This is a genomic window from Pseudomonas serboccidentalis (assembly GCF_028830055.1).
Classification (GTDB): domain Bacteria; phylum Pseudomonadota; class Gammaproteobacteria; order Pseudomonadales; family Pseudomonadaceae; genus Aquipseudomonas; species Aquipseudomonas serboccidentalis.
This window is the reverse complement of record NZ_CP101655.1, coordinates 4,333,346-4,358,284: the sequence shown is the minus strand read 5'-3', so window position 1 is coordinate 4,358,284 and position 24,939 is coordinate 4,333,346. Positions and strand designations below refer to the sequence as shown.

The following is a 24,939-nucleotide window of genomic DNA, read 5'->3' as shown; positions in this document are numbered from 1 at the left end:
TCACAACTTGGGTACGCGATCACGCCTGTAGAGCGTGGCGCCCATTGGATTAGCCTCCTGGAGATCGAAATGAGCGATGACCTGCATTTGTCTGATGTACAAACCCTGCGCGCACGCGCACGGCAACACGTCGAGAACGGCGCGGTAACCGAGAGCTACAGCGCCAACCGTGAGGAAGTGCTGCGCTTGCTCAATGAATCGTTGGCCACCGAGCTGGTCTGCGTCCTGCGCTACAAGCGTCACTACTTCATGGCCAACGGCCTGAAGGCCAATGTCGCCGCCGACGAATTCCTCGAACACGCGACCCAGGAAGCGCAACACGCCGACCGTCTGGCCGAGCGCATCGTGCAACTGGGCGGCGAGCCGGAGTTCAACCCGGACCTGCTGTCGAAAATGTCCCACGCCCAATACGTGGCCGGGAACACCTTGAAGGAAATGGTCTACGAAGACCTGGTCGCAGAGCGGATCGCCATCGACAGCTACCGCGAGATCATTCAGTACATCGGCGAAAAAGACCCGACCACCCGGCGCATCTTCGAAGACATCCTGGCGCAGGAAGAAGAGCATGCCGATGATATGGCCGACATTCTGAAAGACCTGTAAACCACCGAAGACCGTCTTCGCATAAGCAAAAAGATCGCAGCCTGCGGCAGCTCCTACAGGAAAATGCATTCCTCTGTAGGAGCTGCCGCAGGCTGCGATCTTTTGCTCTTGCCTTTACTTGGTTGGTTTGACGGTCACTGGCGCCTTGCCCGCCTTCATCTGTTGCAACAACGGCGCACACTGATTCGGCTCACCGCCACTCGGTGCCACCAGCGCCAGCAGCCCTGCCGCCGGCGCAGCAATCACGCCCAACGCGACCATTCCCGCCCCGCGCAGCAGCAGCGGCACGGCCTTCACGCCCGCGTCCGGCTTGATGAATTTGCCGCGCACGTACAACGGCGAACGCAGCGAGATCAGACGCCAGCCCTTGGACTCCGGGGTCACGGTCAGATCCAGTTGCTCGGTGGCCATGTTCGCCGTGCCGTCGATATAGATGATCGCGTTCTCGGTATCGAAGACAAACAGGCGCGTGGTCGCCAGACCGGTCTTGATGTCGAAATCCGCCGCCGCGCAATTGATCTTCACTTCCTTGTCGCCAAAGATCTTGCCGACCACGTAGTTGCCGACGTTGAGCCCCGCCAGTTCCATCAGCTCACGGCTGATCGCACCGTCGTTGATCAGCATCTTCAGATTGCCATTGGCCCCGCCGAGCAGTTTGGCCACCGAGTTGCCACGACCGCTGATGTCGGCATCGCCATTGAGTTCACCGAAGCTGGTTTTCATCGGCTCGAACGTCGGGAACAACTGCTTGAGCTTGAAGCCTCGGGCGGTCAGTTTGGCCCGGCCTTCCAGCGGTTCGGTGCGGCCGTCGAGGCGGATCTGTGCATCGAGATTGCCGCCGGCCACGCCGAAGCGCAGTGGCTCGAGGCTGAGTTCGCCGTCGTTGAGTTTCAGGTGGGTATAGAGGTCGGTGAACGGCAGTTTTTCGCTGTGCACGATGCGTTTGCCGGTGAACTCGACGTCGGCATCCATCGCGCGCCAGCGGTCAGTCTTGAACTCTTCGACCGGCAGCACCTTGTCCGTCGGCTGTTTGCTCTCGCCACCGCGGGCCTTTTGCTTGTCATTGGAGTCGGCGCCGATCAGCGGCGCGAGGTCGGCGAACAGCAGTTGATTGGACAGCAGCGCGCCACTGAGTTTTGGCCGTGGCTGGCTGGCGACGTAGGTCAGATCACCGTGAATGTCACTGCTGCCGATCTTGCCGTTGAACTGTTCATAGGTGAATTTCGCACCGCCAGCGTCATGCAGCTTGGCAATCAAGTGACCGTCGGTGGCGTACGGCGGCGTATCCGGCAGGGTCACGCCGGTCAGCGGATAGAGGTTGCCGAGGCTGGCGCCGGCCAGTTTCAGACGCAGATCGAGGGCGCCGAGGTTGAGCGGGTCGGTCAAGGTGCCGGCCAGTTCGATGCTGGTGGCACCGATCTTCGCCTGGGCCTGCAGCGGGAACGGTTTGTTCGCGTCCTGCAACGCCAGCAGCCCGCCGATCTTGCCCTGGCCGGTAAGATTCTGACCGTGGTACTGGCCCTTGACCTTCAGCGCGAATGCGTAGTCCTGCGGCGCAGCGCCTTTGTCCTGGGCGGTCTTCGCGGCTTTGTCACCGACGATCTCGCTGAACGGAATCGGCTTGCCCAGCGGATCGATCAGAACGTCCAGATTGGTCTTGAGCGTCTGGTCGTCCAGCGTGACGTGGCCCTTGTCGAAGCCAATCGCCCCGATGTCCACCACCCAATTGGACGGTTCGGCGTTCGGGTCCTTCGGATCGAACTTGAAGGTCCAGTTGGCGCGGCCATCGCCCAGGCGTTGCAGTTGCGCATTGGGTTCAGTCAGGTCGATGCGCGGGATCGTCACCCGTTGCGCCAGCAGCGCCAGCGGCGAGATGCGCAGTTCCACACGCTTGAGGGTGACCATCTGCGGCTGCTTCGACCAGTCCGGATTGCCCAGCGTCAGGTCTTCAGCCACCACATGCGGCCACGGCACCCAGGCCCGCCAACCACCCTCGTCCGGCTCGCGCTGCCAGATCACCGCGAGGTTGCCGTTAATGGCGAACGGTCGATGCAGTTCTTCCGAGACTTTGGCATTGAGCGGCGGTTTGATCCGGTTCCAGTCGAAGAACACGATGATCAGAACCAGCACCGCCAGCAGCAGTACGAGGAGGGCGAAGGTCCAACTGAAGATTTTTCCGGTGCGCGTCATGCACAAGACTCCTGATGACGACCGCACGCCGACTTCACGACGCACAGCTGAAACGGCGGGCCAAAGCGGCCCTCATGAATTCTACGACTGGCAAACAGTGCGCAGGTTTAATCGGAATATAGATTCCACGGCAAAAAATCGCCCGAATGCTGACCGATTGGTCGAACAGCGTTACCGCCACCCGCACATTTGCGAGGCGTGAGTGAGTCGAAAATACCCACCGCGGTGCAAAACCACCGCCCGCAAACGCCCGAGCTAGAGCGCCTCGGCAGAACAATCAATTCTGTTGATTATTACCATTGCGTTTATGAACTTTTATATCGACTTATCGAGAGTAGCATTGGCTTCGTACCCACTTTATCGCCCTCCCAAGGAGCAACCCATCATGAAACGCCAATTACTGCTCAGCCTTACCCTGTCGATGCTAGCCAGCACTGCTTTCGCCCTGCCCGCTGCCGAACAGGCTACCCCACAAGTGAAATCGAGCCACTCGGTATTCAGCCAGACTGTGGCTGCTGACGGCAGCGACCGCACTCCACAAGGCCAGACCCTGGCTGAAAACGGCCGTAACCGTCTGGAAGAAAAAGGCCTGGTACAAGATGGCTACGACAAGACGCCACAAGGTCAAGCGGTAGCAGAAGGTGGTCGTGATCGCCTGGAAGAGAAAGGCCTGGTTCAAGACGGCTATGACAAGACTCCACAAGGTCAGACTCTGGCTTCTGACGGCTACGACAAAACCCCACAAGGCCAAACCCTGGCTTCCGATGGCTACGATAAAACCCCACAAGGTCAAACCCTGGCCGAAGGCGGTGGTGACCGTGTGATCGAACGCAACAGCGCTTTGAGCTAAGCCCGTGGCGGCCTGGAAAAAAAGCCCAATCACCCGATTGGGCTTTTGACTTTTTCAGCCCCGACCCACTGCAAGACTGGATTCTCCCTCCGCTGACTTTCCCCTGCCGTTCGACGCCAGCAAAGCCGATTTGCTAGAGTGCGGCGCTTGTCCCGCCTAAGAAAACGCCCTTGCGATGCTGCCCCGCGCCGAACAGAAACAACAGACCCGCAACGCCCTGATGGACGCTGCCCGCCACTTGATGGAAAGCGGCCGAGGATTCGGCAGCCTGAGCCTGCGCGAAGTGAGCAAGACTGCCGGCATCGTGCCGACCGGTTTCTACCGGCATTTTGCCGACATGGACGAACTGGGTCTGGTGCTGGTCAGTGAAGTCGGCCAGACCTTCCGCGAAACCATCCGCCTGGTACGCCACAACGAATTCGTCATGGGCGGCATCATCGATGCCTCGGTGCGGATCTTCCTCGACGTGGTCAGCGCCAACCGTTCGCAATTCCTGTTTCTGGCTCGCGAGCAGTACGGCGGCTCGCTGCCGGTGCGCCAGGCAATTGGCCGCCTGCGGGAAAACATCAGCGCCGACCTCGCAGCCGACCTGACGCTGATGCCCAAGCTGCAACATCTGGACGCTGCCGGCCTGAGCGTGATGGCCGACCTGATCGTCAAATCGGTGTTCGCCACCCTGCCGGACATCATCGACCCGCCCGCCGAAGCCCTGCCGGAACATCTGACGCCGCAAGCGAAGATCACCCAACAGCTGCGCTTCATCTTTATCGGTCTCAAGCACTGGCAGGGGCTGGGCAGTACCGAGTAAAAATCAAAAGATCGCAGCCTTCGGCAGCTCCTACACCAATCACCTGTAGGAGCTGCCGAAGGCTGCGATCTTTTTTATGAGCCACAAATTGGTGCATGTAAAAATCTTCACGCACCAAAACCATCCAAAATCCTGCAACATCTTGAAACACCCTCTACGCTCCGACAGGGATTTCCTACATCTCGTGCGGTTGGCAAGCCCCTTGCTCTAGCCCTCTCTACAGTCCACTGCTGGAAGCTTTCCGATGCTGGTGATTCACCGCAGAATCGACCCTCAACCTGTCTGGTCCGCCGAGTTGCACCTGACCTTCGAAGCGCGCAGCAAGAGCCGTCTGCGCTGTTTCAGTGCCGATGGCGAAGACGTCGGGTTGTTTCTGGAGCGCGGCCAGGCGCCGCTGTATGACGGCGAATGCCTGCAGGCCGAAGACGGCCGGATCGTCCGCGTCTGCGCCCGTCCCGAGCAACTGCTGCACGTCACCTGCGCCAATGCCTTCGAACTGACCCGCGCCGCCTATCACTTGGGCAACCGCCACGTTGCCCTGCAAGTCGGCGATGGCTGGCTGCGCCTGCTCGACGACTATGTGCTCAAGGCCATGCTTGAACAGCTTGGCGCGCAGGTCGAAGCGATTGAAGCGCCGTTCCAGCCGGAACACGGTGCCTACGGCGGCGGCCATCACCATTCGCGGCATGGCGACGAAGACTTCAACTACGCGCCCAAACTCCATCAGTTCGGCGTACGCCTGTGAATCCGGCCTGGGCGCTGCTGCGCCTGGCCAGTCCGCAATTGCCGATTGGCGGCTACAGCTATTCGCAAGGCCTGGAAATGGCGGTGGATAACGGCCGCGTGAACAACCCGGACAGCGCCCGCCGCTGGATCAGCGATCAGTTGCTGCTCAACCTCGCGCGTTTCGAAGCACCGCTGTTACTCGCCCATTGTCAGGCGGCCGCCGACGAAAACTGGGAGGCGCTGCGGCTTATCTGCGAAACCCACCGCGCCAGCCGCGAGACCCGCGAGCTGCATCTGGAGAGCCGGCAGATGGGTTACTCGCTGCAGCAGTTGCTCAATGGTCTGCCGGAACTCGACACGCCGGCCCGCAGCTTTCTCGAGCAATGCGCCGAACCGCATCTGGCCCTCGGCTGGGCACTGGCCGCCCGCGCCTGGGGCATCAGCCCGCAGGACGCCCTCGCCGCATGGCTGTGGAGCTGGCTGGAAAACCAGCTCGCGGTCTTGATGAAAACCCTGCCGCTGGGCCAGCAAGCCGCCCAGCGCCTGACCAGCGAATTGCTGCCGCTGCTGCAACAGGCGCAGCAGTACGCCACCCACATCAATCCCGAACACATCGGCAGTGCCGCGTTCGGCCTGTCCCTGGCGTGCATGGCGCATGAGCGTCAGTACAGCCGTCTGTTCCGTTCCTAGGGCCTGTCATCTTGGAGAAGCACATGAACACACAACCCCTGCGCGTCGGCATCGGCGGCCCGGTCGGTTCCGGCAAGACCGCATTGACCCTGGCCCTGTGCCTGGCACTGCGCGAACGCTACAACCTGGCCGTCGTCACCAACGACATCTACACCCGCGAAGACGCCGATTTTCTGGTGCGTAACGAAGCGCTGGCACCGGAGCGCATCATCGGCGTGGAAACCGGTGGCTGCCCGCACACGGCGATCCGCGAAGACGCCTCGATCAACCTCGAAGCGGTCGATCAACTGAACCGGCGCTTTCCGGGGCTGGACCTGATTCTGGTGGAGTCCGGTGGCGACAATCTTTCGGCGACGTTCAGCCCGGAACTGTCGGACCTGACCCTCTACGTGATCGACGTCTCGGCCGGCGACAAGCTGCCACGCAAGGGCGGGCCGGGGATCTGCAAGTCCGACCTGCTGGTGATCAACAAGATCGACCTCGCGCCACTGGTCGGTGCGTCGCTGGAAATGATGGATAGCGACACGAAACGCATGCGCAACGGCAAGCCGTTTGTCTTCAGCAATCAGAAGACCGGCCAGGGCCTGGAAGAGATCATCGCCTTCATCGAACGCCAGGGCCTGCTGAACGCCGCCTGATTCATTGACCAACAAGGAAGCTTATCCATGACACTCAAACGCATTTCCGGCGCCGTGGCGCTGCTGCTGACCCCGGCACTGGCCTTCGCTCACCCAGGCCACGGCGACAGCGGTCTGGTCGCCGGGATCAGCCACCCGATCGGCGGCCTCGACCACTTGCTGGCGATGGTTGCGGTCGGCCTGTGGGCGGCGCAACAGCAAGGCGCCGCGCGCTGGGCGCTGCCGTGCACGTTTGTCGGCACCCTGCTGGTCGGCGGTCTGCTCGGCTTTGAGGGGCTGGAGCTGCCGGCACTGGAAAGCGGGATTGCCGCTTCGGTACTGGCGCTGGGTCTGGCGGTGGCGCTGGCGGTGCGTCCGCCATTGGTGATGGCGGTGGTGGCGACAGCGTTGTTTGCGTTGTTCCATGGCGTGGCACACGGCCTGGAGTTGCCGGACATGAGCAGCCCGTGGGCGTACGCCGCCGGTTTCGTGGCTGCAACTGCTGCTCTGCATGCTGCGGGGTATGCGCTGGTCCGGTTTCTGCCTAAGGCTGCCGCGCCGCTGGTGCGAGTGGCGGGTGCTGCTTCTGCGGTGACGGGTGCCTGGTTGCTGGCCGGTTGATCTCTATCGCCTGAACTGGCCTCTTCGCGAGCACGCTCGCTCCCACAATTGGAATGCATTCTCCTGTAAGAGCTGCCGCAGGCTGCGATCTTTTGACTTTGGCTGTTAAAAGATCGCAGCGTGCGGCAGCTCCTACAGAGTCATGCAGCGGATCCGATTCAATTGCTCGCGAAGGCGGACTGACGGACACAGCCTCTCTCTGGCCGGTCTCTCTGCTACCATGTCGCGCAATCGCCCCAGCCGTGACGACGTCCGCCAATGCCCCATGCTTGCCGCTCCACCTCCCTGCCCGAATTGACCGCCCTGTTCAGCGACGTGCAACAGCACTTTCTGAACGTGATCGTGCCGCTCTGGCAAGGCCCGGGCTGGAACGCCGACATGGCGTTGCCCTACGAAGCACTGGACGCCGCCCACCAGCCGCTGCCGCCACAACGCTATCGGGCGATGGCCTGCGCGCGGCAGCTGTACCTGTTTTCCAGCCTGATCGGGCTTGTGGATAACGCCGAGGTGCGCGCCGCCGCGCTGTTCCGCTCGCTGCAACGGCACTTCCACGATGCCGAGCATGGCGGCTGGTTCTACAGCATCGATGCCCAAGGCAAACCGCTGGATCAGCGCAAAGACCTCTACACCCACGCCTTCATTCTGTTCGCCTGCGCCCATTACTGGGCCAAGTCCCGCGAGCCGCTGGTGGAATCCACGCTCAACGCCGCATTGGAGGTCATCGCCCGCCGCTTCGCCACCGGCGATGGCTTGTACGAAGCGTGCCTGGATCGCGACTGGATCACCCTGCAAACCGGTCCGCTGCAAAACCCGCTGATGCACCTGGCCGAAGCGTTCCTCGCCACCCTCGCCGTGCGCGAAGACGCGCCAACGCAGCAGGCGCTGGTGGAGTTATGCACAGCCATGCGCAAGCACTTCGTCGATCCGCAGCACGGTGTGCTGATGGAGAAACCGCTGGGCGCTGTGGATAACTGGTACGAACCGGGGCATCAGTTCGAATGGTATTTCCTGCTGGAGTCGTCGCCATTGCTGCGCGGTTCGAAGCTGCACGCAGCGCTGGACCGGGCATTTGCCTTCACCGAACAGTTTGGCGTCGTCGAGTCGTCCGGCGCGGTGCGGGCGATGCTTGATCTGCAGCTGGATGGACGGCCGAAGGATTCGACTCAGCGCATCTGGGCTCAGGCGGAATACCTGCGGGCGCTGACCTTGCGTCCGGACAGCGAAGCCGCAGTGCAGCGCCAGCTGCAGGCGCTGCAGCAGCGTTTTCTGCATGCGGGCGGGTGGCATGAGTGCCGGGATGAGCAAGGTGAAGTCAGCCGCAAGGACATGCCGTCGACCACGCCTTATCACTTGGCAACTTGCTACAGCGGTTTAGCCGAATATCTGCGCTAACAGATAAATCGCCATCGCGAGCAGGCTCACTCCTACAGGGAAATACATTCCAACTGTAGGAGTGAGCCTGCTCGCGATGGCCGTTACACAAACTTTAGGCAATCCACTTTTTGTCACCGGTAAAACTGATGGTCAACCAGCGCGCCGCATCCGGCTCGCCCAGCTTCGCCGAAATCTCCTCACGCAGCGCGTCCAGCTGCCCCACACTGCTCAGCGCATAATCCGCCGGCAACACCACATGAATCTCGATAAACCGCGCCCGCCCGTGCTTCTGCACGTAGGTCACGTAATCGTCGAAACCATGCTCGACCTTCGCCGCCTCCATCACCTGCCGCACCTGGTCGTCCAGCGTGTCCGGGGCAATCCCCAGCACATCGCGCAACGCCGGGCCAAGGATCTTGAACGCCGGCGGCAACATGGTCAGCGCCAGTACGATCAGGATCAGCGGGTCGACAAACTTCGCCCATTCGCCAAAACCCTGGGCCTGGAGCAGCAGCGCCACCAGAAAACTGATCAACAGGCCGACCGACAGCATCGCGTCCACCAGCCAGCTGATGTTGTCGAACTGGATCAGGCTCGACTTGAGCTTGCGATTGCGTCGGCGCACGTAGAAGAAATAGGCGAATTCAACGACGGTGAACACCGCCGCATAAATGATCACCAGCCCCAGCTCGATCTCACGGCCACCGTTGATGATGCCGAACACACCGTTGAGAAATGCGTAGATGGCAATCAGCAGCAGGAAACTGCCTTCGATCAGCAACACCATCGGCTCCAGATGCCAGAAGCCGAACTGGAAGCGGTGATTGCTCTCTTTGGCGATCAGCCGGGCGGTGATCAGCATCAGCACTTTGATGAAGGTGGCGATCAGCGAGAAAAAACCATCGAAAAGGATGGATTGGGACCCAGAAATAAAACCGGTGACGATCCCGGCGATCGACACCGCGAACATCAGGATGGTCGATTGTTTGAGCAGCGACTGCTCACCTCGGTTACTCACGTAGCCTCCTCTAAAAACCTTTGAACCGCGGGATGCGGCGGGGTTTGTCGGAGAGGAGTTTACCTTATTGCCGGGTTGGAACATTTTGTGGCGAGGGGGCTTGCCCCCGTTGGACTGCGCAGCAGGCCCATGCTTCTTTTGAGCTGAAAAGCAGGGGGCGCTTCGCACCCCGACGGGGGCAAGCCCCCTCGCCACAGGTCATGCGGTCTTACGCCTTGTTACGCTCAATGGCGAACCCGGCCCAGGTCTGGCTCACCGGCATCAGCTCCAGGCTGTTGATGTTGATGTGCGCCGGGGCATTGAGGACCCAGAAGATGGTCTCGGCGATGTCCTGCGGCTGGATCGGCTCGGCCCCGGCGTAAGTGGCGTTGTAACGCTCCTGATCGCCGGCAAAGCGCACCAGCGAGAACTCGCTTTCGCACAGGCCTGGTTCGATGTTGCTGACGCGCACGCCAGTACCCTGCAGGTCGCAACGCAGGTTCAGCGAGAACTGCTTGACGAACGCCTTGGTCGCGCCATACACATGGCTGCCCGGGTACGGGTAGTTACCGGCAATCGAGCCGAGGTTGACGATACCGGCACCGCGACCATGGGCGATCAGACGCGGCAGCAGCAGGCGGGTGCTGTACATCAGGCCTTTGACGTTGGTGTCGACCATGGTGTCCCAGTCGTCGAGGTCGCATTTCGGTGCCGGATCGACGCCCAGCGCCAGCCCGGCGTTGTTGATCAGGCCGCGCAGCTTGGCGAAGGACGGCGGCAGATTGGCGATCGCCTCTTCCATCGCCTTGCGATCACGAACATCAAGCACCAGGCCGTGCACTTCGGTCTGCTTCGACAGTTCGGCGCACAGCGCATTCAGACGTTCTGCACGACGACCGGTCAACACCAGTTTCCAGCCAGCCTCGGCGAAACGACGGGCACAGGCTTCACCAAAACCGGACGTCGCGCCGGTGATAAACAGGGTGTTGGACATCGTGTTCTCCTTGCGTCGGCCGCCAGCGCAGCCATGGGAATAGAAAATCAGCAGCCAGCATGCCCGGCCCGACACAGACGAGCAACATCAACCCAAAACGTGTTTCAGATCAAAAATTGATCAATCGTCGCTACGCCATATGCGGCGTGGCCTGTAGCCATGTGCACGCACGTTATCCACAGTCCCTTCCACAGTTTCCGGGGGCAAGTGGAATCGCGCAAAGCCGCGCCACACAAGGCTTTGCGAGTGAAATAGAAAGTTTTTTGCTTGACCCTGAAGCGGCAGTTGTGCCGAACATGGCATTTTGCACGACCGACCGGTCAGCACAGTGATTGCGCGAGGCCAGTAACTACGGCCCTCAGCGCGGTCTTTCCAGAGTTTAGTCACAGACTTATCCACAGGATTGTTCACATGGAATCGCCTGTGTTGCGACGCGCATAAAAAGGTTGACAACGACGGCTTCGGCTCCAGCAAAAACGCCTGATCAAAAAACACCCATCGCCCTGTAGACCACGTTCCATAAGGGCTGCAGCCAGCTACTCCCACGTTATTCACAGCCAGCTCCACAGCAAACGGGGACAAGTCAAAACTGTGGAAAAACAGCCATTTGCAGCGTCTATATGTCGCGCGTTGGCAGCTATGGGAATTTGTTTTCCACAATTTCAGAATGTTCTTGATGTCATGGCTTGATTCCATGTAGGAGCTGCCGAAGGCTGCGATCTTTTGACCTTCAAAAACATCATCAAAAGATCGCAGCCTTCGGCAGCTCCTACAGGGGATCTGTATGGACTTGAAATGTAAAAAGCCCCGAAACTTTCGTCGCGGGGCTTGTGGACAACTCAAGAAGAATCAGTGCCCGCCCAAATAGGCGTTACGCACCTCCTCGTTCACCAGCAGCTCTTTACCGGTACCGGTCAGGCGAATCTCGCCGTTGACCATCACATACGCCCGGTCCGACAGCTTCAGCGCATGGTTGGCGTTCTGCTCGACCAGGAAAATGGTCATGCCGGTTTTCGCCAGTTCGCGCAGCGTGGCGAAGATCTGTTTCACCACGATCGGTGCCAGGCCCAGGCTCGGTTCATCGAGCAGCAACAGCTTCGGCCGACTCATCAGGGCCCGGGCGATGGCGAGCATTTGCTGCTCACCGCCGGACATGGTCATCGCCCGCTGGGTGCGGCGTTCTTCGAGCCGCGGGAACAGCTCGAACATGCGCTGCATGTCCTCCTTGGCGTACTTGTCGCCAATCGGGATGGTGCCCATCAGCAGGTTTTCCTCGACGGTCATGTCGGGGAATACCCGCCGCCCTTCCGGCGACTGCGCAATACCGTTGGAGGCGATGTAGTGCGAGGACTTGTGGGTAATGTCGACGCCTTGATAGAGGATCTGCCCGCCCGCCGCCCTTGGCTGGCCGAAGATCGACATCAGCAGCGTCGACTTGCCCGCGCCGTTGGAGCCGATCAGGCTGACGGTCTCGCCTTCGTTGATTTCAAGCGACACGCCTTTTAGGGCCTGGATCGGACCGTAGAACACGTCGAGGTCTTTGAGTTCGAGGATCGGTCGGGTCATACCAATTCCTCTTCATCGGCGCCCAGATAGGCGGCAATCACTTTCGGATCGTGACGGATAGCGTCGGGGCCGCCCTCGGCGATGACGACGCCGTGGTCCAGCACCACGATGTGGTCGGAAATGCTCATTACCATGCCCATGTCGTGTTCGATCAGCACCACGGTCAGATCGTGCTCGTCACGCAGCAGCCGGATCATCGCGCTCAGCGCTTCGGTTTCCTGAGGGTTGAGGCCGGCGGCCGGTTCGTCGAGGCAGATGATCTGCGGCCGCGTGCACATGGCCCGGGCGATCTCCAGACGGCGTTGCTGGCCGTAGGACAGTTCACCGGCCAGACGGTTGGCGCAGTCCACCAGATCGACCACTTCCAGCCAGTAGAACGCGCAATCCAGCGCATCGCTTTCGGCCTTGCGATAGCCCTTGGTGTTGAGAATACCGGCCAGCATGTTGCGGTTGACCCACATGTGCTGGGCCACCAGCAGGTTTTCCAACACCGACATTTCCTTGAACAGGCGAATGTTCTGGAACGTCCGGGCCAGGCCCGCGCGGTTCACCAGGTGCGTACCGCCGAACATCTTGTAGTACAGACGACTGAGGAATGACTTCGGCGAAACGAAATCGGTCGGCTTGAACGACTCGCCGAGCAACTGGATGACGTTGGTCTGCTTGCCGCGCACGTTGAGTTCGATCTTGCCACCGGAGGCCTTGTAGAACCCGGTCAGACAGTTGAACACCGTGGTCTTGCCGGCACCGTTGGGGCCGATCAGGGCGAAGATCGAGTTGCGTTTGACCTTGAGGCTGACATCGCTCAGGGCCTTGATGCCACCGAAGTGCATCATCAGTTTTTCCACAGAGAGTACGACTTCACTCATGGCGCAGTCCTCTCATAGTGAATGGCACCTTTGCGTGGAGTGACCCCGGTACGGCTGATGCGGATCAGCCCTCGTGGTCGCCAGATCATCATCAACACCATCAGGATGCCGAACAGCAGCACGCGGTATTCGGCGAAGCCGCGCAGCAGTTCCGGGGCCACCGTGAGTACGAACGCCGCGATCACCACGCCGATGGTCGAGCCCATGCCGCCGAGCACGACGATGGCGAGGATCAACGCCGACTCGAAGAAGGTGAACGAGGTCGGGTTGACGAAGCCTTGATAGGTGGCGAAGAACACCCCGGCCAGACCCGCCGTCGACGCACCGATGGTGAACGCCGAGAGTTTGACCAGTACGTGGTTCAGGCCCATCGAGCGACAGGCGATTTCGTCTTCACGCAAGGCTTCCCAGGCGCGGCCCACCGGCATCTTCACCAGACGATGCTTGATGTACAGCACGGCCAGTACCACCAGGAACAACACCGCGTAGATGAAGTAATACTTCACGTCGGGGTTGTAGGCGATGCCGAAGAACTCGTGAAACGGCACCCCGCCATCCTTCGCCCGCTTGCCGAACTCCAGGCCGAAGAACGTCGGCAGTGGCGCCGGCATACCGTTCGGGCCGCCAGTCAGCGACAGCCAGTTGTTGAGGATCAGCCGAATGATTTCACCAAAGCCCAGGGTCACGATCGCCAGGTAGTCACCGTGCAGACGCAACACCGGAAAACCAAGGATGCAACCAGCAAGACCAGCGGTAATCGCCGCCAGTGGCAGCACGGTCCAGAAGCCCAGCCCGAGGTATTGATAACCCAGCGCCAGACCATAGGCGCCGATGGCGTAGAACGCCACGTAACCGAGATCGAGCAGACCCGCGAGGCCGACCACGATGTTCAGCCCAAGCCCCAGCAGCACGTAGATCAACCCGAGGATGACCACGCCCAGCAGATACGAGTTGGAGACAAACGGCACGATGACCGCGAGCACAATCAGCAGCGGGATGATCCAGCGCAGGCGTGATTTGTGATCGGCAGGCAGCACATGCACACCGGAACCGGTGCTCTCGAATCCGTCGAGAATCTTCAGGCCCTTGGGCGTCTGCAGAAACAGGCTGAGGGCAAAGCGGCCGAGCATGACGATGCCAATGATCCACGCCACGCGGGTCGGTTCGAGGTTGAAGCTGTAGCCGTCGAGCACGACGCCGACAATCGGACCGAACACGATCAACGCAATGAGGCCGGCCAGAATCGCCTCAACCAGGCTTTTTTTGATATCGATGTTTTTTTGAGTGGTTGAAGACATCGCTTACACCTTCGACACAAGAGGACGGCCCAACAGACCCTGAGGCCGGAAGACCAGAACAAGTACGAGCAGCGAGAAGCTGAACACGTCTTTGTAGTCGGAGTTGACCAGGCCCGAGAACAGCGACTCGGAGATCCCGAGAATGATCCCGCCAAGCATCGCGCCGGGCAGTGAGCCGATCCCGCCAAGCACCGCGGCCGTGAACGCCTTGATGCCGATGACGAAGCCTGCGTAGAAGTCGAACGTGCCGTAGTTCATGGTGATCAGCACGCCGGCCAGAGCCGCCATCGCCGCACCAATGATGAACACGTAGGAAATCACCCGGTCGGTGTTGATCCCGAGGATCGAAGCCATCTTGCGGTCTTGCTGGGTGGCGCGGCACATGCGGCCGAGCTTGGTGTACTTGATCACGTAGGTCAGCAGGCCCATGCCGACGAACGCGGCCACCAGAATGAAGATCTTGGTGTAGGTCAGCTGGACGAAACCGCTGCCGACGTCGACACGCCAGGCACCGGTGAGCAGCGTCGGAACACCCTGTTGGCGGGCGCCCTGGCTGATCTGGGCGTAGTTTTGCAGGATCAGGGAGATGCCGATGGCGCTGATCAGCGGTGCCAGTCGGGTGGAGTTGCGCAGAGGTTTGTAGGCGACGCGTTCGATTACCCAGCCATAGACGCCAGTGACGACGATGGTGAAGACCAGCGTGCCGAGCATCAACAGCGGGAAGGATTCAATACCGAAGTAAGCCAGCAGAGCCAGACTGATTGCCGCCAGGTAAGCGGAAATCATGTAAACCTCGCCGTGGGCGAAGTTGATCATGCCGATGATGCCGTAGACCATTGTGTAGCCGATGGCGATCAGGCCATAGACCGACCCGAGGGTCAGGCCGTTGACCAGTTGCTGCAGGAAAATACCATCCATAACGCAATCTCACGCAATGAGAACCTGCCCACCGGTGAGCGGGCGGTTCTTCTAGGAAAAATACAGATTTACGTCGGAGCAATGCAGACACTATCCACCTGATCACCATCGCCCCCTGTAGGAGTGAGCCTGCTCGCGATAGCGGTTCAACATTCAACAAATCTGTTGGCTGTCAGTCCGTCATTACGAGCAGGCTTACTCCCACAGGAGATCGGTGGGGATCAACTGATCGCGTCAGCCCTTACTTCTGTTTTTCCAGCTGATGGTATTTGCCGTCCTTGTCCCACTGGTAAACCACGTAGTCGGAGACTTTCAGGTCGCCCTTCTTGTCCCAGGCCTTCTCGCCCATGACGGTTTTCACCGTGTTGGCCTTGAGCCACTCGGCGGCCTTTTCGCCACTGTTGGACTTGGCGCCGTTGAAGGCGGCGGCCAGGGTCTGAACCGACGCGTAGGCGTACAGGGTGTAGCCCTCAGGCTCGGTGCCGGCCTTGCGGAAAGCATCCACTACAGTCTTGCTGTCTGGCAGCAGGCGTGGGTCGGCGCCGAAGGTCATCAGCACGCCGTCGACGTATTGCGGGCCGCCAGCGGTGGTCACCAGTTCGTCGGTGACGATGCCGTCGTCAGACATGAACTTCACGTCTTTCAGGCCTTCGGTGCGCAGTTGCTTGACCAGTGGGCCGGCTTCCGGGTGCAGGCCGCCGAAGTAGACCACGTCGGCGCCAGCCGCACGGATCTTGGTGACCACGGCGCTGAAGTCTTTCTCGCCACGGGTCAGGCCTTCATACAGCACCGGTTTCACGCCACGTTTTTCCAGCTGTGCCTTGGTGGCATCCGCCAGGCCCTGACCGTAGGTGTCCTTGTCGTGCAGCACGGCAACCTTCTTGCCCTTGAGCACGTCGACGATGTAGTCGCCGGCCACGATGCCTTGCTGGTCGTCACGCCCGCACATACGGAACATGGCGCTGAGGCCACGCTCGGTGACTTGCGGGTTGGTCGACCCCGGCGTGATCGCGATGATCCCGGCTTCGTCGTAGATTTCCGACGCGGGAATGGTCGAAGAAGAGCAGAAGTGACCGACCACGCCGGCGACTTTCTGGTTGGTGAGGTCCTTGGCGACTGTCACCGCCTGCTTCGGCTCGCAAGCGTCATCGCCCTTGACCAGAACGATTTTCTCCCCGTTGACGCCGCCTGCTGCGTTGACTGCGTCAGCCGCCGCCTGTGCACCCTTCATGTACTGCTCGCCAAATGCCGCGTTGGCGCCCGTCATTGGACCCGCTACACCGATTTTCACATCAGCTTGAGCAAACGCAGAAACACCCAGCGCAGTTGCGACTGCGAGGGCCAGAAAGCCTTTCTTGTAAAACGTCTGGGACATGAGGTGGTGCTCCAAGGTTTTTTTTAGTTGGCACTGCGACTTCACTTCACTGAATGCTCTGAGCAAGCGCCGTGCCATCGGTTTTTTATTCTTCAAAAAGTCGCTGCTTTCTTGTTATTTCGACTGTTTCGTTCCCATTTTCATTGGGCGTGCAACCGTCTAAACCGCGGAAGGTGAAACCTTTTTAAATCTAAGGCGCAACCCGCTTGCGCCATCATTGCAACCGCGGCACCAAACGACGTGCAACCAGCCTGTAACCGCTCGCGTCACCGAACTGCACACTGCTGGTGCGGGACTGCTACAACCCGCACCATTACAGGCTAGTCGCTACGTGAAAAAGCGCCGCTTCCGGCAACATATTTCAACACTCAGATGACGATGCGCAGGCACTGGCCCGCGTGATACAGCGAGAAACCGGCCTCGTACAGGCAACTGCGCAGGCCGACACCCGCCAGGGGCTGCATCGGTGCGAAGGGGATCGGCAACGCTTGAGGATTGCCGTGACACAGGTAGTCGGCGAAGGCCTTGCCGACCACGGTGCCGGTGGTCACGCCGCGACCGTTGTAACCGGTGACGGCCACCAGTCCGGGTGCCGGTTCGAACAGGCGCATCAGATGATCGGGGGTGAAGGCGATGCGCCCGGTCCAGGTGCATTCCCATTCCACTGGTTTGAGGTTGGGGAAGTAGTGTTGCTGCACCCGGTCGGCCCAGGCCTTGAGGAACCAGGTGGGTTTCTGATTGCCATTGCCCAGGCTGCCGAGCAACAGCCGACCGTCCTTGTCGCGGCGAATACTGCTCAGCACCTGCCGCGTGTCCCAGGAGCCCTGCCCGCCCGGAAGGATTTCATGGGCAGCGTCTTCGGTCAGCGGCACCGAAGCGACCTGATAGTAGTAACCGGGGAAGAAGTTGCGCTTGAGTTCGGTCCAGTCGCCTTCGGTGTAGGCGTTGGAGGCAATCACCACTTGCTCGGCGAGCACCGAACCCTGTTCGGTCTGCACCGACCATTGCTGGCCCTGGCGTTCGAGGCGGGTGACCGGCGAGTGATCGAACATCTGCCCGCCTAAGCGCTTCACCGCATTGGCCAGCCCGGTGACATAGGCCATCGGGTTGAGGGTGCCGGCGCGGCGGTCGAGCAACGCCGCAGCAATCTTTTGCGTGCCGGTGGCTTGCTCGCAGGCCTTGCCGGTCAGCAGTTCGACCGGCGCGCCACGGCGTTTCCATTGTTGCTCGCGACTGCGTAAGTCCGCCTCGCCTTTGGCGTTGTGCGCCATGTGCAGCGTGCCTTCGCGGCGCAACTGGCAATCGATGTTGTATTTATCCACAAGGCTGAACACCAGCGCCGGCGCTGCTCCGAGCATGCGGTTGAGCTGACTGCCGACCGCCTCGCCGAACCCGGCCTCGATCTCGTCCGGCGCAATCCACATCCCGGCATTGACCAGCCCGACGTTGCGCCCGGACCCGCCGTGCCCGGCACGATGCGCTTCCAGCACGCAGACGCTTTTGCCTTTTTCCAACAGATGCAGCGCCGCCGACAACCCGGTAAACCCGGCGCCGATCACGCAGACATCGACTTTGACCTCGCCCCGCAGCGCGGTGTTATCCGGCCTTTGCGGCGTGAGCTTTTCCCACAGACATTCTTCGCGTAACGGCATTGCCAGACTCCAACAGAAACCTAACCAAATGCGCTTGTGGGGCCACCAAAAGATCGCAGACTTCGGCAGCTCCTACAAAACCGCAGCCTGGCGGCATCTGTGTAGGAGCTGCCGAAGGCTGCGATCTTTTCCGTTTTCCCTCGATCCTCAGTCGAACGTGATGCCCTGCGCCAGCGGCAACTCCAGCGAGTAGTTCACGGTATTGGTCTGACGGCGCATGTACGCGCGCCAGGCGTCGGAGCCCGACTCGCGACCACCACCGGTTTCCTTCTCGCCACCAAACGCGCCGCCGATTTCCGCACCGCTCGGGCCGATGTTGACGTTGGCGATGCCGCAGTCGCTGCCGACCGCCGACATGAACTGCTCGGCCTCGCGCACGTCGGTGGTGAAGATGCACGACGACAAGCCTTGCGGTACAGCGTTGTTCAGGCGCAGCGCTTCCTGGAAGTCGCTGTAACCGACCACGTAGAGGATCGGCGCGAAGGTTTCGCTGCAGACCACATCGCTTTGCTCCGGCATTTCAACAATCGCCGGCGACACGTAGTAGGCATTGGGAAATTGCTCTTCGAGCTGACGCTGGCCGCCAAACACCCGACCACCCTCGCTCAGCGCCTGCTCCAACGCATCCTGCATGTTTTCAAAGCTGTGCTTGTCGATCAGCGGGCCGACCAGGTTGCCTTCCAGCGGATGGCCGATGCGCACTTTCGCGTACGCGGCTTTGAGGCGGGTGACGATTTCTTCCTTCACCGATTCATGGGCAATCAAGCGCCGCAGGGTGGTGCAACGCTGCCCGGCAGTGCCGACCGCGCTGAACAGAATGGCGCGCACGGCCATGTCCAGATCGGCGCTCGGGCCGAGGATCATCGCGTTGTTGCCGCCCAGTTCGAGGATGCTGCGGGCAAAACGCGCGGCGACTTTCGGCGCCACTTCGCGGCCCATGCGGGTGCTGCCTGTGGCGCTGATCAGCGCGACACGCGGGTCATCCACCAGCGCTTCGCCGGCATCGCGACCACCGATGATCACCTGACACAGGTGCGCCGGAGCATCGGTGAAATTCTTCACCACGCGATCGAACAGCGCCTGGCAGGCCAGCGCGGTCAGCGGGGTCTTCTCCGACGGTTTCCACACCACCGGGTTGCCGCAGACCAGCGCCAGCGTGGTGTTCCACGCCCACACCGCGACCGGGAAGTTGAACGCACTGATCACGCCGACCACGCCCAGCGAATGCCAGGTTTCACGCATATGGTGGCCCGGGCGCTCGGAGGCGATGGTCAAACCGTACAACTGACGTGACAGGCCGACGGCGAAGTCGCAGATGTCGATCATCTCCTGCACTTCACCCAAACCTTCCTGGGTGATCTTGCCTGCTTCCCACGACACCAGCTCGCCGAGGTCAGCCTTGTACTCGCGCAACACTTCGCCGAACTGACGCACCAGCTCGCCGCGACGCGGGGCCGGCACCTTGCGCCATTGTTCGAACGCATGATCTGCGCGACTGATGTGCTGCTCGACTTCGGCCGGGCCTTCCCAGTTCACGGCGGCGATGCGGCTGCCGTCGATGGGCGAATGCACCGGCACTTTGCCGTTCTGATACAGGGCCGGGTTCACACCAAGACGATCAAGCAATGCGGCAACCATGGGTCACTCCTCAAGCGAAAAACTGAATGTGTGCGGACGAATGTTCACGACCGGGCAGGCCTTTAGTTGTAGCGTCAGTATGGCGAGGCAACAAACGACCTTTACGCGAGATATCATTCCGTTTATTCATGCTGCGCATAGAAAGACAAGAAAAGGACCACTCATGCTGAATAAACGCCACCTGCCATCGATTACCGCATTGCAGTGCTTCGAAGCTGTGACCCGACACTTGAGTTTTACCCGCGCCGCCGAGGAACTGAACCTGACCCAGAGCGCTGTCAGCAAGCAAGTGGCGCAGCTTGAGGAATTGTTACAGCACTTGTTGTTCCGCCGGGTGCGGCGTCGCTTGCAGATGACCCCGGCCGGGGATTTGTACCTGGTGGAAGTCCGAAAAATCCTCACCCAAGTGGAAATGTCGACGCATTACCTGCGTTCCTACGGCGGCGAAACCGAAGTCCTGCGCGTCTCCACGCCCTCGACCTTCGGCGCCCGCTGGCTGGTACCGCGCCTGAAAGGCTGGCGTCTGCGCCATCCGTCGATCCATCTGGACCTGTGCAACGAGCAGGAAGCCGACGATTTGCTGCAGGGGCGCAGCGATCTGGCGTTCTATTTCGGCCAGGGTTCACGCCCCGGCACCGAATGCCTGAAGCTGTTCGGCGAAGAGCTGGTGCCGGTCTGCGCGCCGGGCAGCCTGCCGGATCAGCCATTCACTGATCCGACGCAACTGACCGACTTGGTGCTGCTGCAAAACGCCTCACGCCCGCAGGCCTGGCACGACTGGTTCGACAGTCAGGGCTACCACACCGAACACAGCTACCACGGGCCGCGTTTCGAAACCTTTTATATGTGCATCCGCGCCGCCCAGGTCGGCTGTGGTGTGGCGCTGCTGCCGCGGTTTCTGGTGGAAGAGGAGTTGGCCGACGGCAAACTGGTCATTCCCTGGCAGCATGCAATGCCCAGTTCCGACGCCTATTACCTGGCCTACCCGGAGCATGCGGCGGAAGTGCCCAAGGTGCGGGATTTTGTGAAGTGGATGCTGGAGCAGATTGATAGTCCAGACGACGACTGATTTCCCTGTGGGAGCTGCCGAAGGCTGCGATCTTTTGACCTTGTTTTTTAAGATCAAGAGATCGCAGCCTTCGGCAGCTCCTACATCAAGCAAAATCCGGTTCGGGCCAAAAATTGCTGGCAATCCCCACCGCTGATATGCGCCACTAGCGCCATTGATTGAGACCGCGCACAGGCGCGGCGCACCTGGAGACCCCGTTTATGAGCGAGAGTGTGTTTGCCGATCGCATCGTGCAGAACCTGCTCGACACCGACTTCTACAAACTGACGATGATGCAGGCGGTGCTGCACAACTACCCCAACGTCGAAGTCGAATGGGAGTTCCGTTGCCGTAACAGCGAGGATCTGCGCCCGTATCTGGCCGAGATTCGCTATCAGATCGAGCGTCTGGCCGAACTGAGCCTGAGCGCCGACCAGTTGAGTTTTCTGGAGCGCATCAGCTTCCTCAAACCGGATTTCCTGCGTTTTCTCGGACTGTTCCGCTTCAACCTGCGCTATCTGCACACCGGGATCGAGAACGGCGAGCTGTTCATCCGTCTGCGCGGCCCGTGGTTGCATGTGATTCTGTATGAAGTGCCGCTGCTGGCGATCGTCAGCGAAGTGCGCAACCGCTATCGCTACCGGGAAGTCGAGCTGGTACAGGCGCGTGAACAGCTGTATCGCAAGTTCGATTGGTTGAGCGCCAATGCCTCGGCCGACGAACTGGCGCAATTGCAGGTCGCCGACTTCGGTACCCGCCGGCGCTTTTCGTACCGCGTACAGGAAGAAGTGGTGAACGTACTCAAGCACGATTTCCCCGGACGTTTCGTCGGCACCAGCAACGTGCACCTGTCCCGCGAGCTGGACATGAAACCGCTGGGCACCATGGCCCATGAATGGATCATGGCTCATCAGCAACTCGGCCCACGGCTGATCGACAGTCAGATCGCCGCCCTCGACTGCTGGGTGCGTGAATACCGTGGCTTGCTGGGGATCGCCCTCACCGACTGCATCACCACCGACGCCTTCCTCGGCGACTTCGACCTGTTCTTCGCCAAGCTCTTCGATGGTCTGCGCCACGATTCCGGGGATCCGGTGCAGTGGGGCGAAAAATGCATCGCCCACTACCACAAGCTTGGCATCGACCCGATGAGCAAGACTTTGGTGTTCTCCGACAGCCTGACCCTGCCCAAATCGCTGGAGATCTTCCGTGCGCTGCACGATCGGATCAACGTGAGCTTTGGCATCGGCACCAACCTGACCTGTGACATTCCGGGTGTCGAACCGATGAGCATCGTGCTTAAAATGACCGCCTGCAACGGCCAGCCGGTGGCGAAGATCTCCGACGAGCCAGGCAAGACTCACTGTAAAGACCCGAATTTCGTCGCCTATTTGCGACACGTTTTCCAGGTTCCTGCCGTTTCCAGCCTATCTAGCAAGGAGTGAATTCATGCAAGCCGTACAGCGTGAGATTGCTGAACAGCTCAAGGTGCAGCCGCCGTTCGCTGACTACAAGGCCCTGCAAGCCGAAGTCGCCCGGCGCATTACCTTCATCCAGGATTGCCTGGTCAATTCCGGCCTCAAGACGCTGGTGCTGGGCATCAGCGGCGGTGTCGACTCGCTGACCGCTGGCCTGTTGGCCCAGCGCGCCATGCGTGAACTGCGTGAGCGCACCGGCGACAACGACTACAAGTTCATCGCCGTGCGTCTGCCGTACGAAACCCAGTTCGATGAACACGACGCCCAAGCGTCGGTGGACTTCATCGCCCCGGACGAGCGCCACACCGTCAACATCGGCCCGGCGGTGAAGTCGCTGGCCGGTGAAGTCGCGGCGTTCGAAGGCAAGCACGCGGTCTCGGTGGACTTCGTGCTCGGCAACACCAAGGCGCGGATGCGCATGGTCGCCCAGTACACCATCGCCGGCGCGGCGCACGGTCTGGTGATCGGCACCGACCACGCGGCGGAAGCGGTGATGGGCTTCTTCACCAAGTTCGGTGACGGCGCCTGCGACCTGGCCCCGCTCAGCGGTCTGGTGAAAAACCAGGTCCGGGCGATTGCCCGCAGCTTCGGCGCGCCGGAGTCGCTGGTGGAGAAAGTGCCGACCGCGGACCTGGAAGACCTGTCGCCGGGCAAACCTGACGAAGCGTCCCACGGCGTGACCTACGCCGAGATCGACGCCTTCCTGCACGGTGAGCCGGTACGCCAGGAAGCGTTCGACATCATCGTCGCAACTTACAACAAGACCCATCACAAGCGCGTCATGCCGTTCGCGCCGTAAGATGTCTTGGAACCTGTAGGAGCTGTCGAGTGAAACGAGGCTGCGATCTTTTGATCTGGCTTTGAAGATCAAGATCAAAAGATCGCAGCCTCCGGCAGCTCCTACAGAAACGAAAAAAGCGTCCGGAAGGACGCTTTTTTTGTGCCTGAATCAATTACTTGACAGCAATGGTGCCTTTCATCATCGAGATGTGGCCCGGGAACGAGCAGAAGAAGCCGTAGTCAGTGCCAGCGGCCAGCTTCGATACGTCGATGGTCAGCGTGTCTTTCTCACCGGCACCGATGATCTTGGTGTGAGCGATGATGCGCTCGTCGCCGTCTTTCAGGTAGTTCTTGTCGATGCCGGCGGCCAGGCCGTCAGTGGCGATCGGCTGCATGTCGGCGGTTTTGCTGACAACCAGGTTATGGCCCATGACGTTCTTCGGCAGGCTGCCGGAGTGGGTCAGTTCGACGGTGAAGGTCTTGCAGCTCTTGTCGATCACGATCTCCTTGGTGTTGAAGGACATCTGGTCGGTGGAATCAACGGTGGTTTTGCACTCGGCAGCCATCAATTGGCTGCTGGCCAGCGCCAGCAGGGATACCGCAACAACTTTGGAAAACATGGTGAATCTCCAAGGCAGGGTTAACAAAAACACGAATGGTGGAAAGACTGCCTGAAATCTTCGCAAGTTCCTATGACTTGAGTCAAAAATTGTATACAACTTTCAGGCTATGACACTCATCGAAACAATCTAACGGCCAGATTCCCTGGCCAGCCCTATGATCAGGCCATCTCACTGAACTGAAACGGAGTGCCTGTCATGATCTTTAACGGCCTGTTGTGCAGCTTGCTCGCCGCCTACGCCTGTGGTGCCAGTGGCACCTGCGAAACGCCGCAACGCGAAGTCTAGCCCTTGGATCAAGGCGTGCCAGCCATTACCCTGTGACGGATTGACCCAGGAGGAAGGCATGTCTCTCAAATCCGTTTGTGTATTTTGCGGCGCCAACGCCGGCACCGATCCGGCTTACACCGAAGCCGCCAAAGCCCTTGGCCGCGCGCTGGCCGAGCGCCAGTTGACCCTGGTCTACGGCGGTGGCGCCGTGGGGTTGATGGGGCTGGTCGCCGATGCCGCACTGGCCGCCGGCGGTGAAGTGATCGGGATCATTCCGCAAAGTCTGATGGACAAGGAAATCGGCCACAAAAGCCTGACCCGCCTCGAAGTGGTCGACGGCATGCACGCCCGCAAGGCGCGCATGGCCGAACTGAGCGATGCGTTCATCGCTTTGCCTGGCGGCCTCGGCACGCTGGAAGAACTGTTCGAAGTCTGGACCTGGGGCCAGCTCGGCTACCACGGCAAGCCGCTGGGCCTGCTGGAAGTGAACGGTTTCTACAGCAAACTCACCGCTTTTCTCGACCATATCGTCGGCGAAGGCTTCGTTCGCGCGCCACACCGTGACATGCTGCAAGTGAGCGAATCGCCACAAACCCTGCTCGACGCCCTCGATCAGTGGAAGCCGACCGTCACGCCCAAGTGGGTCGACCAAAAACCCGGCTAACCGCCGGACACCGATACAGGGCAGAATACGCGCCGCTCAACCTCACCTTCGACCCCAGAGGATCGCCCATGGCCAAACCCAATTACTCCTTCGCCAAACGTCAACGAGACCTGGCAAAGGAGCAGAAGAAAGAGGAAAAGCTTCAGCGCAAGAAACAAATGGCTGAAGAAGCGGCACTGAACCCTGAGGGTGAAGTGGCGACTGACGACGACGATGTTGATGCACCGAAAGATCAGGCACCCGACGCCTGAGCCCCACCGGGTTTGATGATCGAATCAGACCCTGCGGATTTG

The 24,939-nt window shown here is 60.4% G+C and carries 24 protein-coding genes; 13 read left to right on the top strand and 11 right to left on the bottom strand.

What is annotated here, in order from left to right; translation table 11 throughout:
- Positions 1 to 69 precede the first annotated feature (69 nt).
- Positions 70 to 603, top strand: coding sequence for a ferritin-like domain-containing protein (locus NN484_RS19885; protein ID WP_025111814.1), 534 nt, complete (start codon positions 70 to 72; stop codon positions 601 to 603).
- Positions 604 to 717: 114 nt separating this feature from the next.
- Here the strand turns inward: NN484_RS19885 and NN484_RS19880 are convergent, their stop codons facing one another.
- Positions 718 to 2,793 (bottom strand): AsmA family protein, encoded by a 2,076-nt coding sequence (locus NN484_RS19880; protein ID WP_127649044.1) that lies wholly within the window; start codon positions 2,791 to 2,793, stop codon positions 718 to 720.
- 385 nt (positions 2,794 to 3,178) lie between these two features.
- On the opposite strand from NN484_RS19880, the gene NN484_RS19875 reads away from it, so the two are divergent.
- The 7 genes from NN484_RS19875 (at position 3,179) to NN484_RS19845 (ending at position 8,497) form a co-directional block, all read left to right on the top strand.
- Entirely contained in the window at positions 3,179 to 3,643 is a 465-nt protein-coding gene (locus NN484_RS19875) for a hypothetical protein (RefSeq protein WP_127649043.1), read from the top strand.
- Between the two features lie 175 nt (positions 3,644 to 3,818).
- Positions 3,819 to 4,451 carry a TetR family transcriptional regulator gene (locus NN484_RS19870; RefSeq protein ID WP_127649042.1) on the top strand — a complete coding sequence of 211 codons (633 nt, stop codon included), beginning with the start codon at positions 3,819 to 3,821 and terminating at the stop codon, positions 4,449 to 4,451.
- 244 nt (positions 4,452 to 4,695) lie between these two features.
- Positions 4,696 to 5,196: an urease accessory protein UreE gene (ureE, locus tag NN484_RS19865; protein ID WP_003221180.1), complete on the top strand. Its 501-nt coding sequence runs from the start codon at positions 4,696 to 4,698 to the stop codon at positions 5,194 to 5,196.
- Complete coding sequence (locus tag NN484_RS19860) at positions 5,193 to 5,867, top strand: urease accessory protein UreF (RefSeq protein WP_274657702.1); 675 nt, start codon at positions 5,193 to 5,195, stop codon at positions 5,865 to 5,867. Before ureE ends, NN484_RS19860 begins: the two co-directional genes overlap by 4 nt.
- A gap of 23 nt (positions 5,868 to 5,890) precedes the next feature.
- Positions 5,891 to 6,505: an urease accessory protein UreG gene (gene ureG / locus NN484_RS19855; protein ID WP_127649040.1), complete on the top strand. Its 615-nt coding sequence runs from the start codon at positions 5,891 to 5,893 to the stop codon at positions 6,503 to 6,505.
- Positions 6,506 to 6,532: 27 nt separating this feature from the next.
- Positions 6,533 to 7,105, top strand: coding sequence for a HupE/UreJ family protein (locus NN484_RS19850; RefSeq protein WP_274657701.1), 573 nt, complete (start codon positions 6,533 to 6,535; stop codon positions 7,103 to 7,105).
- 258 nt (positions 7,106 to 7,363) lie between these two features.
- Positions 7,364 to 8,497 carry an AGE family epimerase/isomerase gene (locus NN484_RS19845; protein WP_274657700.1) on the top strand — a complete coding sequence of 378 codons (1,134 nt, stop codon included), beginning with the start codon at positions 7,364 to 7,366 and terminating at the stop codon, positions 8,495 to 8,497.
- A gap of 94 nt (positions 8,498 to 8,591) precedes the next feature.
- Here the strand turns inward: NN484_RS19845 and NN484_RS19840 are convergent, their stop codons facing one another.
- The 9 genes from NN484_RS19840 to amaB form a co-directional block, all read right to left on the bottom strand.
- Entirely contained in the window at positions 8,592 to 9,497 is a 906-nt protein-coding gene (locus tag NN484_RS19840; RefSeq protein ID WP_127649037.1) for a cation diffusion facilitator family transporter, read from the bottom strand.
- 208 nt (positions 9,498 to 9,705) lie between these two features.
- Complete coding sequence (locus NN484_RS19835) at positions 9,706 to 10,470, bottom strand: SDR family oxidoreductase (RefSeq protein WP_041065617.1); 765 nt, start codon at positions 10,468 to 10,470, stop codon at positions 9,706 to 9,708.
- Between the two features lie 849 nt (positions 10,471 to 11,319).
- Positions 11,320 to 12,036 (bottom strand): ABC transporter ATP-binding protein, encoded by a 717-nt coding sequence (locus tag NN484_RS19830; protein WP_127649036.1) that lies wholly within the window; start codon positions 12,034 to 12,036, stop codon positions 11,320 to 11,322.
- Positions 12,033 to 12,905 carry an ABC transporter ATP-binding protein gene (locus tag NN484_RS19825; RefSeq protein ID WP_103485078.1) on the bottom strand — a complete coding sequence of 291 codons (873 nt, stop codon included), beginning with the start codon at positions 12,903 to 12,905 and terminating at the stop codon, positions 12,033 to 12,035. The genes NN484_RS19830 and NN484_RS19825 overlap by 4 nt, the downstream gene beginning before the upstream one ends.
- Positions 12,902 to 14,203, bottom strand: a complete 1,302-nt coding sequence (livM, locus tag NN484_RS19820) for a high-affinity branched-chain amino acid ABC transporter permease LivM (RefSeq protein ID WP_127649035.1) — start codon at positions 14,201 to 14,203, stop codon at positions 12,902 to 12,904. Before livM ends, NN484_RS19825 begins: the two co-directional genes overlap by 4 nt.
- Before the next feature lie 3 nt (positions 14,204 to 14,206).
- On the bottom strand, positions 14,207 to 15,121 hold the full coding sequence (locus tag NN484_RS19815) for an ABC transporter permease subunit (protein ID WP_102354330.1): 915 nt from the start codon (positions 15,119 to 15,121) through the stop codon (positions 14,207 to 14,209).
- A 241-nt stretch (positions 15,122 to 15,362) separates the two neighbouring features.
- The gene (locus tag NN484_RS19810; protein WP_127649034.1) at positions 15,363 to 16,496 is read right to left on the bottom strand and encodes an ABC transporter substrate-binding protein; all 1,134 of its coding nucleotides are present in this window, start codon (positions 16,494 to 16,496) and stop codon (positions 15,363 to 15,365) included.
- 368 nt (positions 16,497 to 16,864) lie between these two features.
- A complete protein-coding gene (amaA, locus tag NN484_RS19805) occupies positions 16,865 to 18,148 on the bottom strand; it encodes an L-pipecolate oxidase (protein WP_215501331.1) in 1,284 nt (427 codons plus the stop codon).
- A 147-nt stretch (positions 18,149 to 18,295) separates the two neighbouring features.
- Entirely contained in the window at positions 18,296 to 19,786 is a 1,491-nt protein-coding gene (gene amaB / locus NN484_RS19800; protein ID WP_274657699.1) for an L-piperidine-6-carboxylate dehydrogenase, read from the bottom strand.
- A gap of 163 nt (positions 19,787 to 19,949) precedes the next feature.
- On the opposite strand from amaB, the gene NN484_RS19795 reads away from it, so the two are divergent.
- The 3 genes from NN484_RS19795 (at position 19,950) to nadE (ending at position 23,111) form a co-directional block, all read left to right on the top strand.
- Positions 19,950 to 20,855 (top strand): LysR family transcriptional regulator, encoded by a 906-nt coding sequence (locus NN484_RS19795; RefSeq protein ID WP_127649031.1) that lies wholly within the window; start codon positions 19,950 to 19,952, stop codon positions 20,853 to 20,855.
- A 200-nt stretch (positions 20,856 to 21,055) separates the two neighbouring features.
- Entirely contained in the window at positions 21,056 to 22,279 is a 1,224-nt protein-coding gene (pncB, locus tag NN484_RS19790; RefSeq protein ID WP_127649030.1) for a nicotinate phosphoribosyltransferase, read from the top strand.
- A gap of 4 nt (positions 22,280 to 22,283) precedes the next feature.
- Positions 22,284 to 23,111 (top strand): ammonia-dependent NAD(+) synthetase, encoded by an 828-nt coding sequence (gene nadE / locus NN484_RS19785; protein WP_127649029.1) that lies wholly within the window; start codon positions 22,284 to 22,286, stop codon positions 23,109 to 23,111.
- A gap of 154 nt (positions 23,112 to 23,265) precedes the next feature.
- Here nadE and azu read toward each other — a convergent pair whose 3' ends face one another.
- Positions 23,266 to 23,712 carry an azurin gene (gene azu / locus NN484_RS19780; RefSeq protein ID WP_127649028.1) on the bottom strand — a complete coding sequence of 149 codons (447 nt, stop codon included), beginning with the start codon at positions 23,710 to 23,712 and terminating at the stop codon, positions 23,266 to 23,268.
- A gap of 346 nt (positions 23,713 to 24,058) precedes the next feature.
- Here azu and NN484_RS19775 point away from each other — a divergent pair, with 346 nt between their 5' ends.
- Together NN484_RS19775 and NN484_RS19770 are read left to right on the top strand one after the other, a co-directional pair.
- Complete coding sequence (locus NN484_RS19775; protein ID WP_025111838.1) at positions 24,059 to 24,646, top strand: cytokinin riboside 5'-monophosphate phosphoribohydrolase; 588 nt, start codon at positions 24,059 to 24,061, stop codon at positions 24,644 to 24,646.
- A 68-nt stretch (positions 24,647 to 24,714) separates the two neighbouring features.
- A complete protein-coding gene (locus NN484_RS19770; protein ID WP_215501329.1) occupies positions 24,715 to 24,897 on the top strand; it encodes a hypothetical protein in 183 nt (60 codons plus the stop codon).
- The last annotated feature ends 42 nt before the right edge of the window (positions 24,898 to 24,939 follow it).

Excerpts from the sequence above, each read along its gene's own strand:
- NN484_RS19885 (WP_025111814.1), top strand. The coding sequence starts at position 70 with ATGAGCGATGACCTGCATTTGTCTGATGTACAAACCCTGCGCGCACGC.
- NN484_RS19880 (WP_127649044.1), bottom strand. The coding sequence starts at position 2,793 with ATGACGCGCACCGGAAAAATCTTCAGTTGGACCTTCGCCCTCCTCGTA.
- NN484_RS19875 (WP_127649043.1), top strand. The coding sequence starts at position 3,179 with ATGAAACGCCAATTACTGCTCAGCCTTACCCTGTCGATGCTAGCCAGC.
- NN484_RS19870 (WP_127649042.1), top strand. The coding sequence starts at position 3,819 with ATGCTGCCCCGCGCCGAACAGAAACAACAGACCCGCAACGCCCTGATG.
- ureE (WP_003221180.1), top strand. The coding sequence starts at position 4,696 with ATGCTGGTGATTCACCGCAGAATCGACCCTCAACCTGTCTGGTCCGCC.
- ureG (WP_127649040.1), top strand. The coding sequence starts at position 5,891 with ATGAACACACAACCCCTGCGCGTCGGCATCGGCGGCCCGGTCGGTTCC.
- NN484_RS19850 (WP_274657701.1), top strand. The coding sequence starts at position 6,533 with ATGACACTCAAACGCATTTCCGGCGCCGTGGCGCTGCTGCTGACCCCG.
- NN484_RS19845 (WP_274657700.1), top strand. The coding sequence starts at position 7,364 with ATGCCCCATGCTTGCCGCTCCACCTCCCTGCCCGAATTGACCGCCCTG.
- NN484_RS19835 (WP_041065617.1), bottom strand. The coding sequence starts at position 10,470 with ATGTCCAACACCCTGTTTATCACCGGCGCGACGTCCGGTTTTGGTGAA.
- NN484_RS19830 (WP_127649036.1), bottom strand. The coding sequence starts at position 12,036 with ATGACCCGACCGATCCTCGAACTCAAAGACCTCGACGTGTTCTACGGT.
- NN484_RS19825 (WP_103485078.1), bottom strand. The coding sequence starts at position 12,905 with ATGAGTGAAGTCGTACTCTCTGTGGAAAAACTGATGATGCACTTCGGT.
- livM (WP_127649035.1), bottom strand. The coding sequence starts at position 14,203 with ATGTCTTCAACCACTCAAAAAAACATCGATATCAAAAAAAGCCTGGTT.
- NN484_RS19815 (WP_102354330.1), bottom strand. The coding sequence starts at position 15,121 with ATGGATGGTATTTTCCTGCAGCAACTGGTCAACGGCCTGACCCTCGGG.
- NN484_RS19810 (WP_127649034.1), bottom strand. The coding sequence starts at position 16,496 with ATGTCCCAGACGTTTTACAAGAAAGGCTTTCTGGCCCTCGCAGTCGCA.
- amaA (WP_215501331.1), bottom strand. The coding sequence starts at position 18,148 with ATGCCGTTACGCGAAGAATGTCTGTGGGAAAAGCTCACGCCGCAAAGG.
- amaB (WP_274657699.1), bottom strand. The coding sequence starts at position 19,786 with ATGGTTGCCGCATTGCTTGATCGTCTTGGTGTGAACCCGGCCCTGTAT.
- NN484_RS19795 (WP_127649031.1), top strand. The coding sequence starts at position 19,950 with ATGCTGAATAAACGCCACCTGCCATCGATTACCGCATTGCAGTGCTTC.
- pncB (WP_127649030.1), top strand. The coding sequence starts at position 21,056 with ATGAGCGAGAGTGTGTTTGCCGATCGCATCGTGCAGAACCTGCTCGAC.
- nadE (WP_127649029.1), top strand. The coding sequence starts at position 22,284 with ATGCAAGCCGTACAGCGTGAGATTGCTGAACAGCTCAAGGTGCAGCCG.
- azu (WP_127649028.1), bottom strand. The coding sequence starts at position 23,712 with ATGTTTTCCAAAGTTGTTGCGGTATCCCTGCTGGCGCTGGCCAGCAGC.
- NN484_RS19775 (WP_025111838.1), top strand. The coding sequence starts at position 24,059 with ATGTCTCTCAAATCCGTTTGTGTATTTTGCGGCGCCAACGCCGGCACC.
- NN484_RS19770 (WP_215501329.1), top strand. The coding sequence starts at position 24,715 with ATGGCCAAACCCAATTACTCCTTCGCCAAACGTCAACGAGACCTGGCA.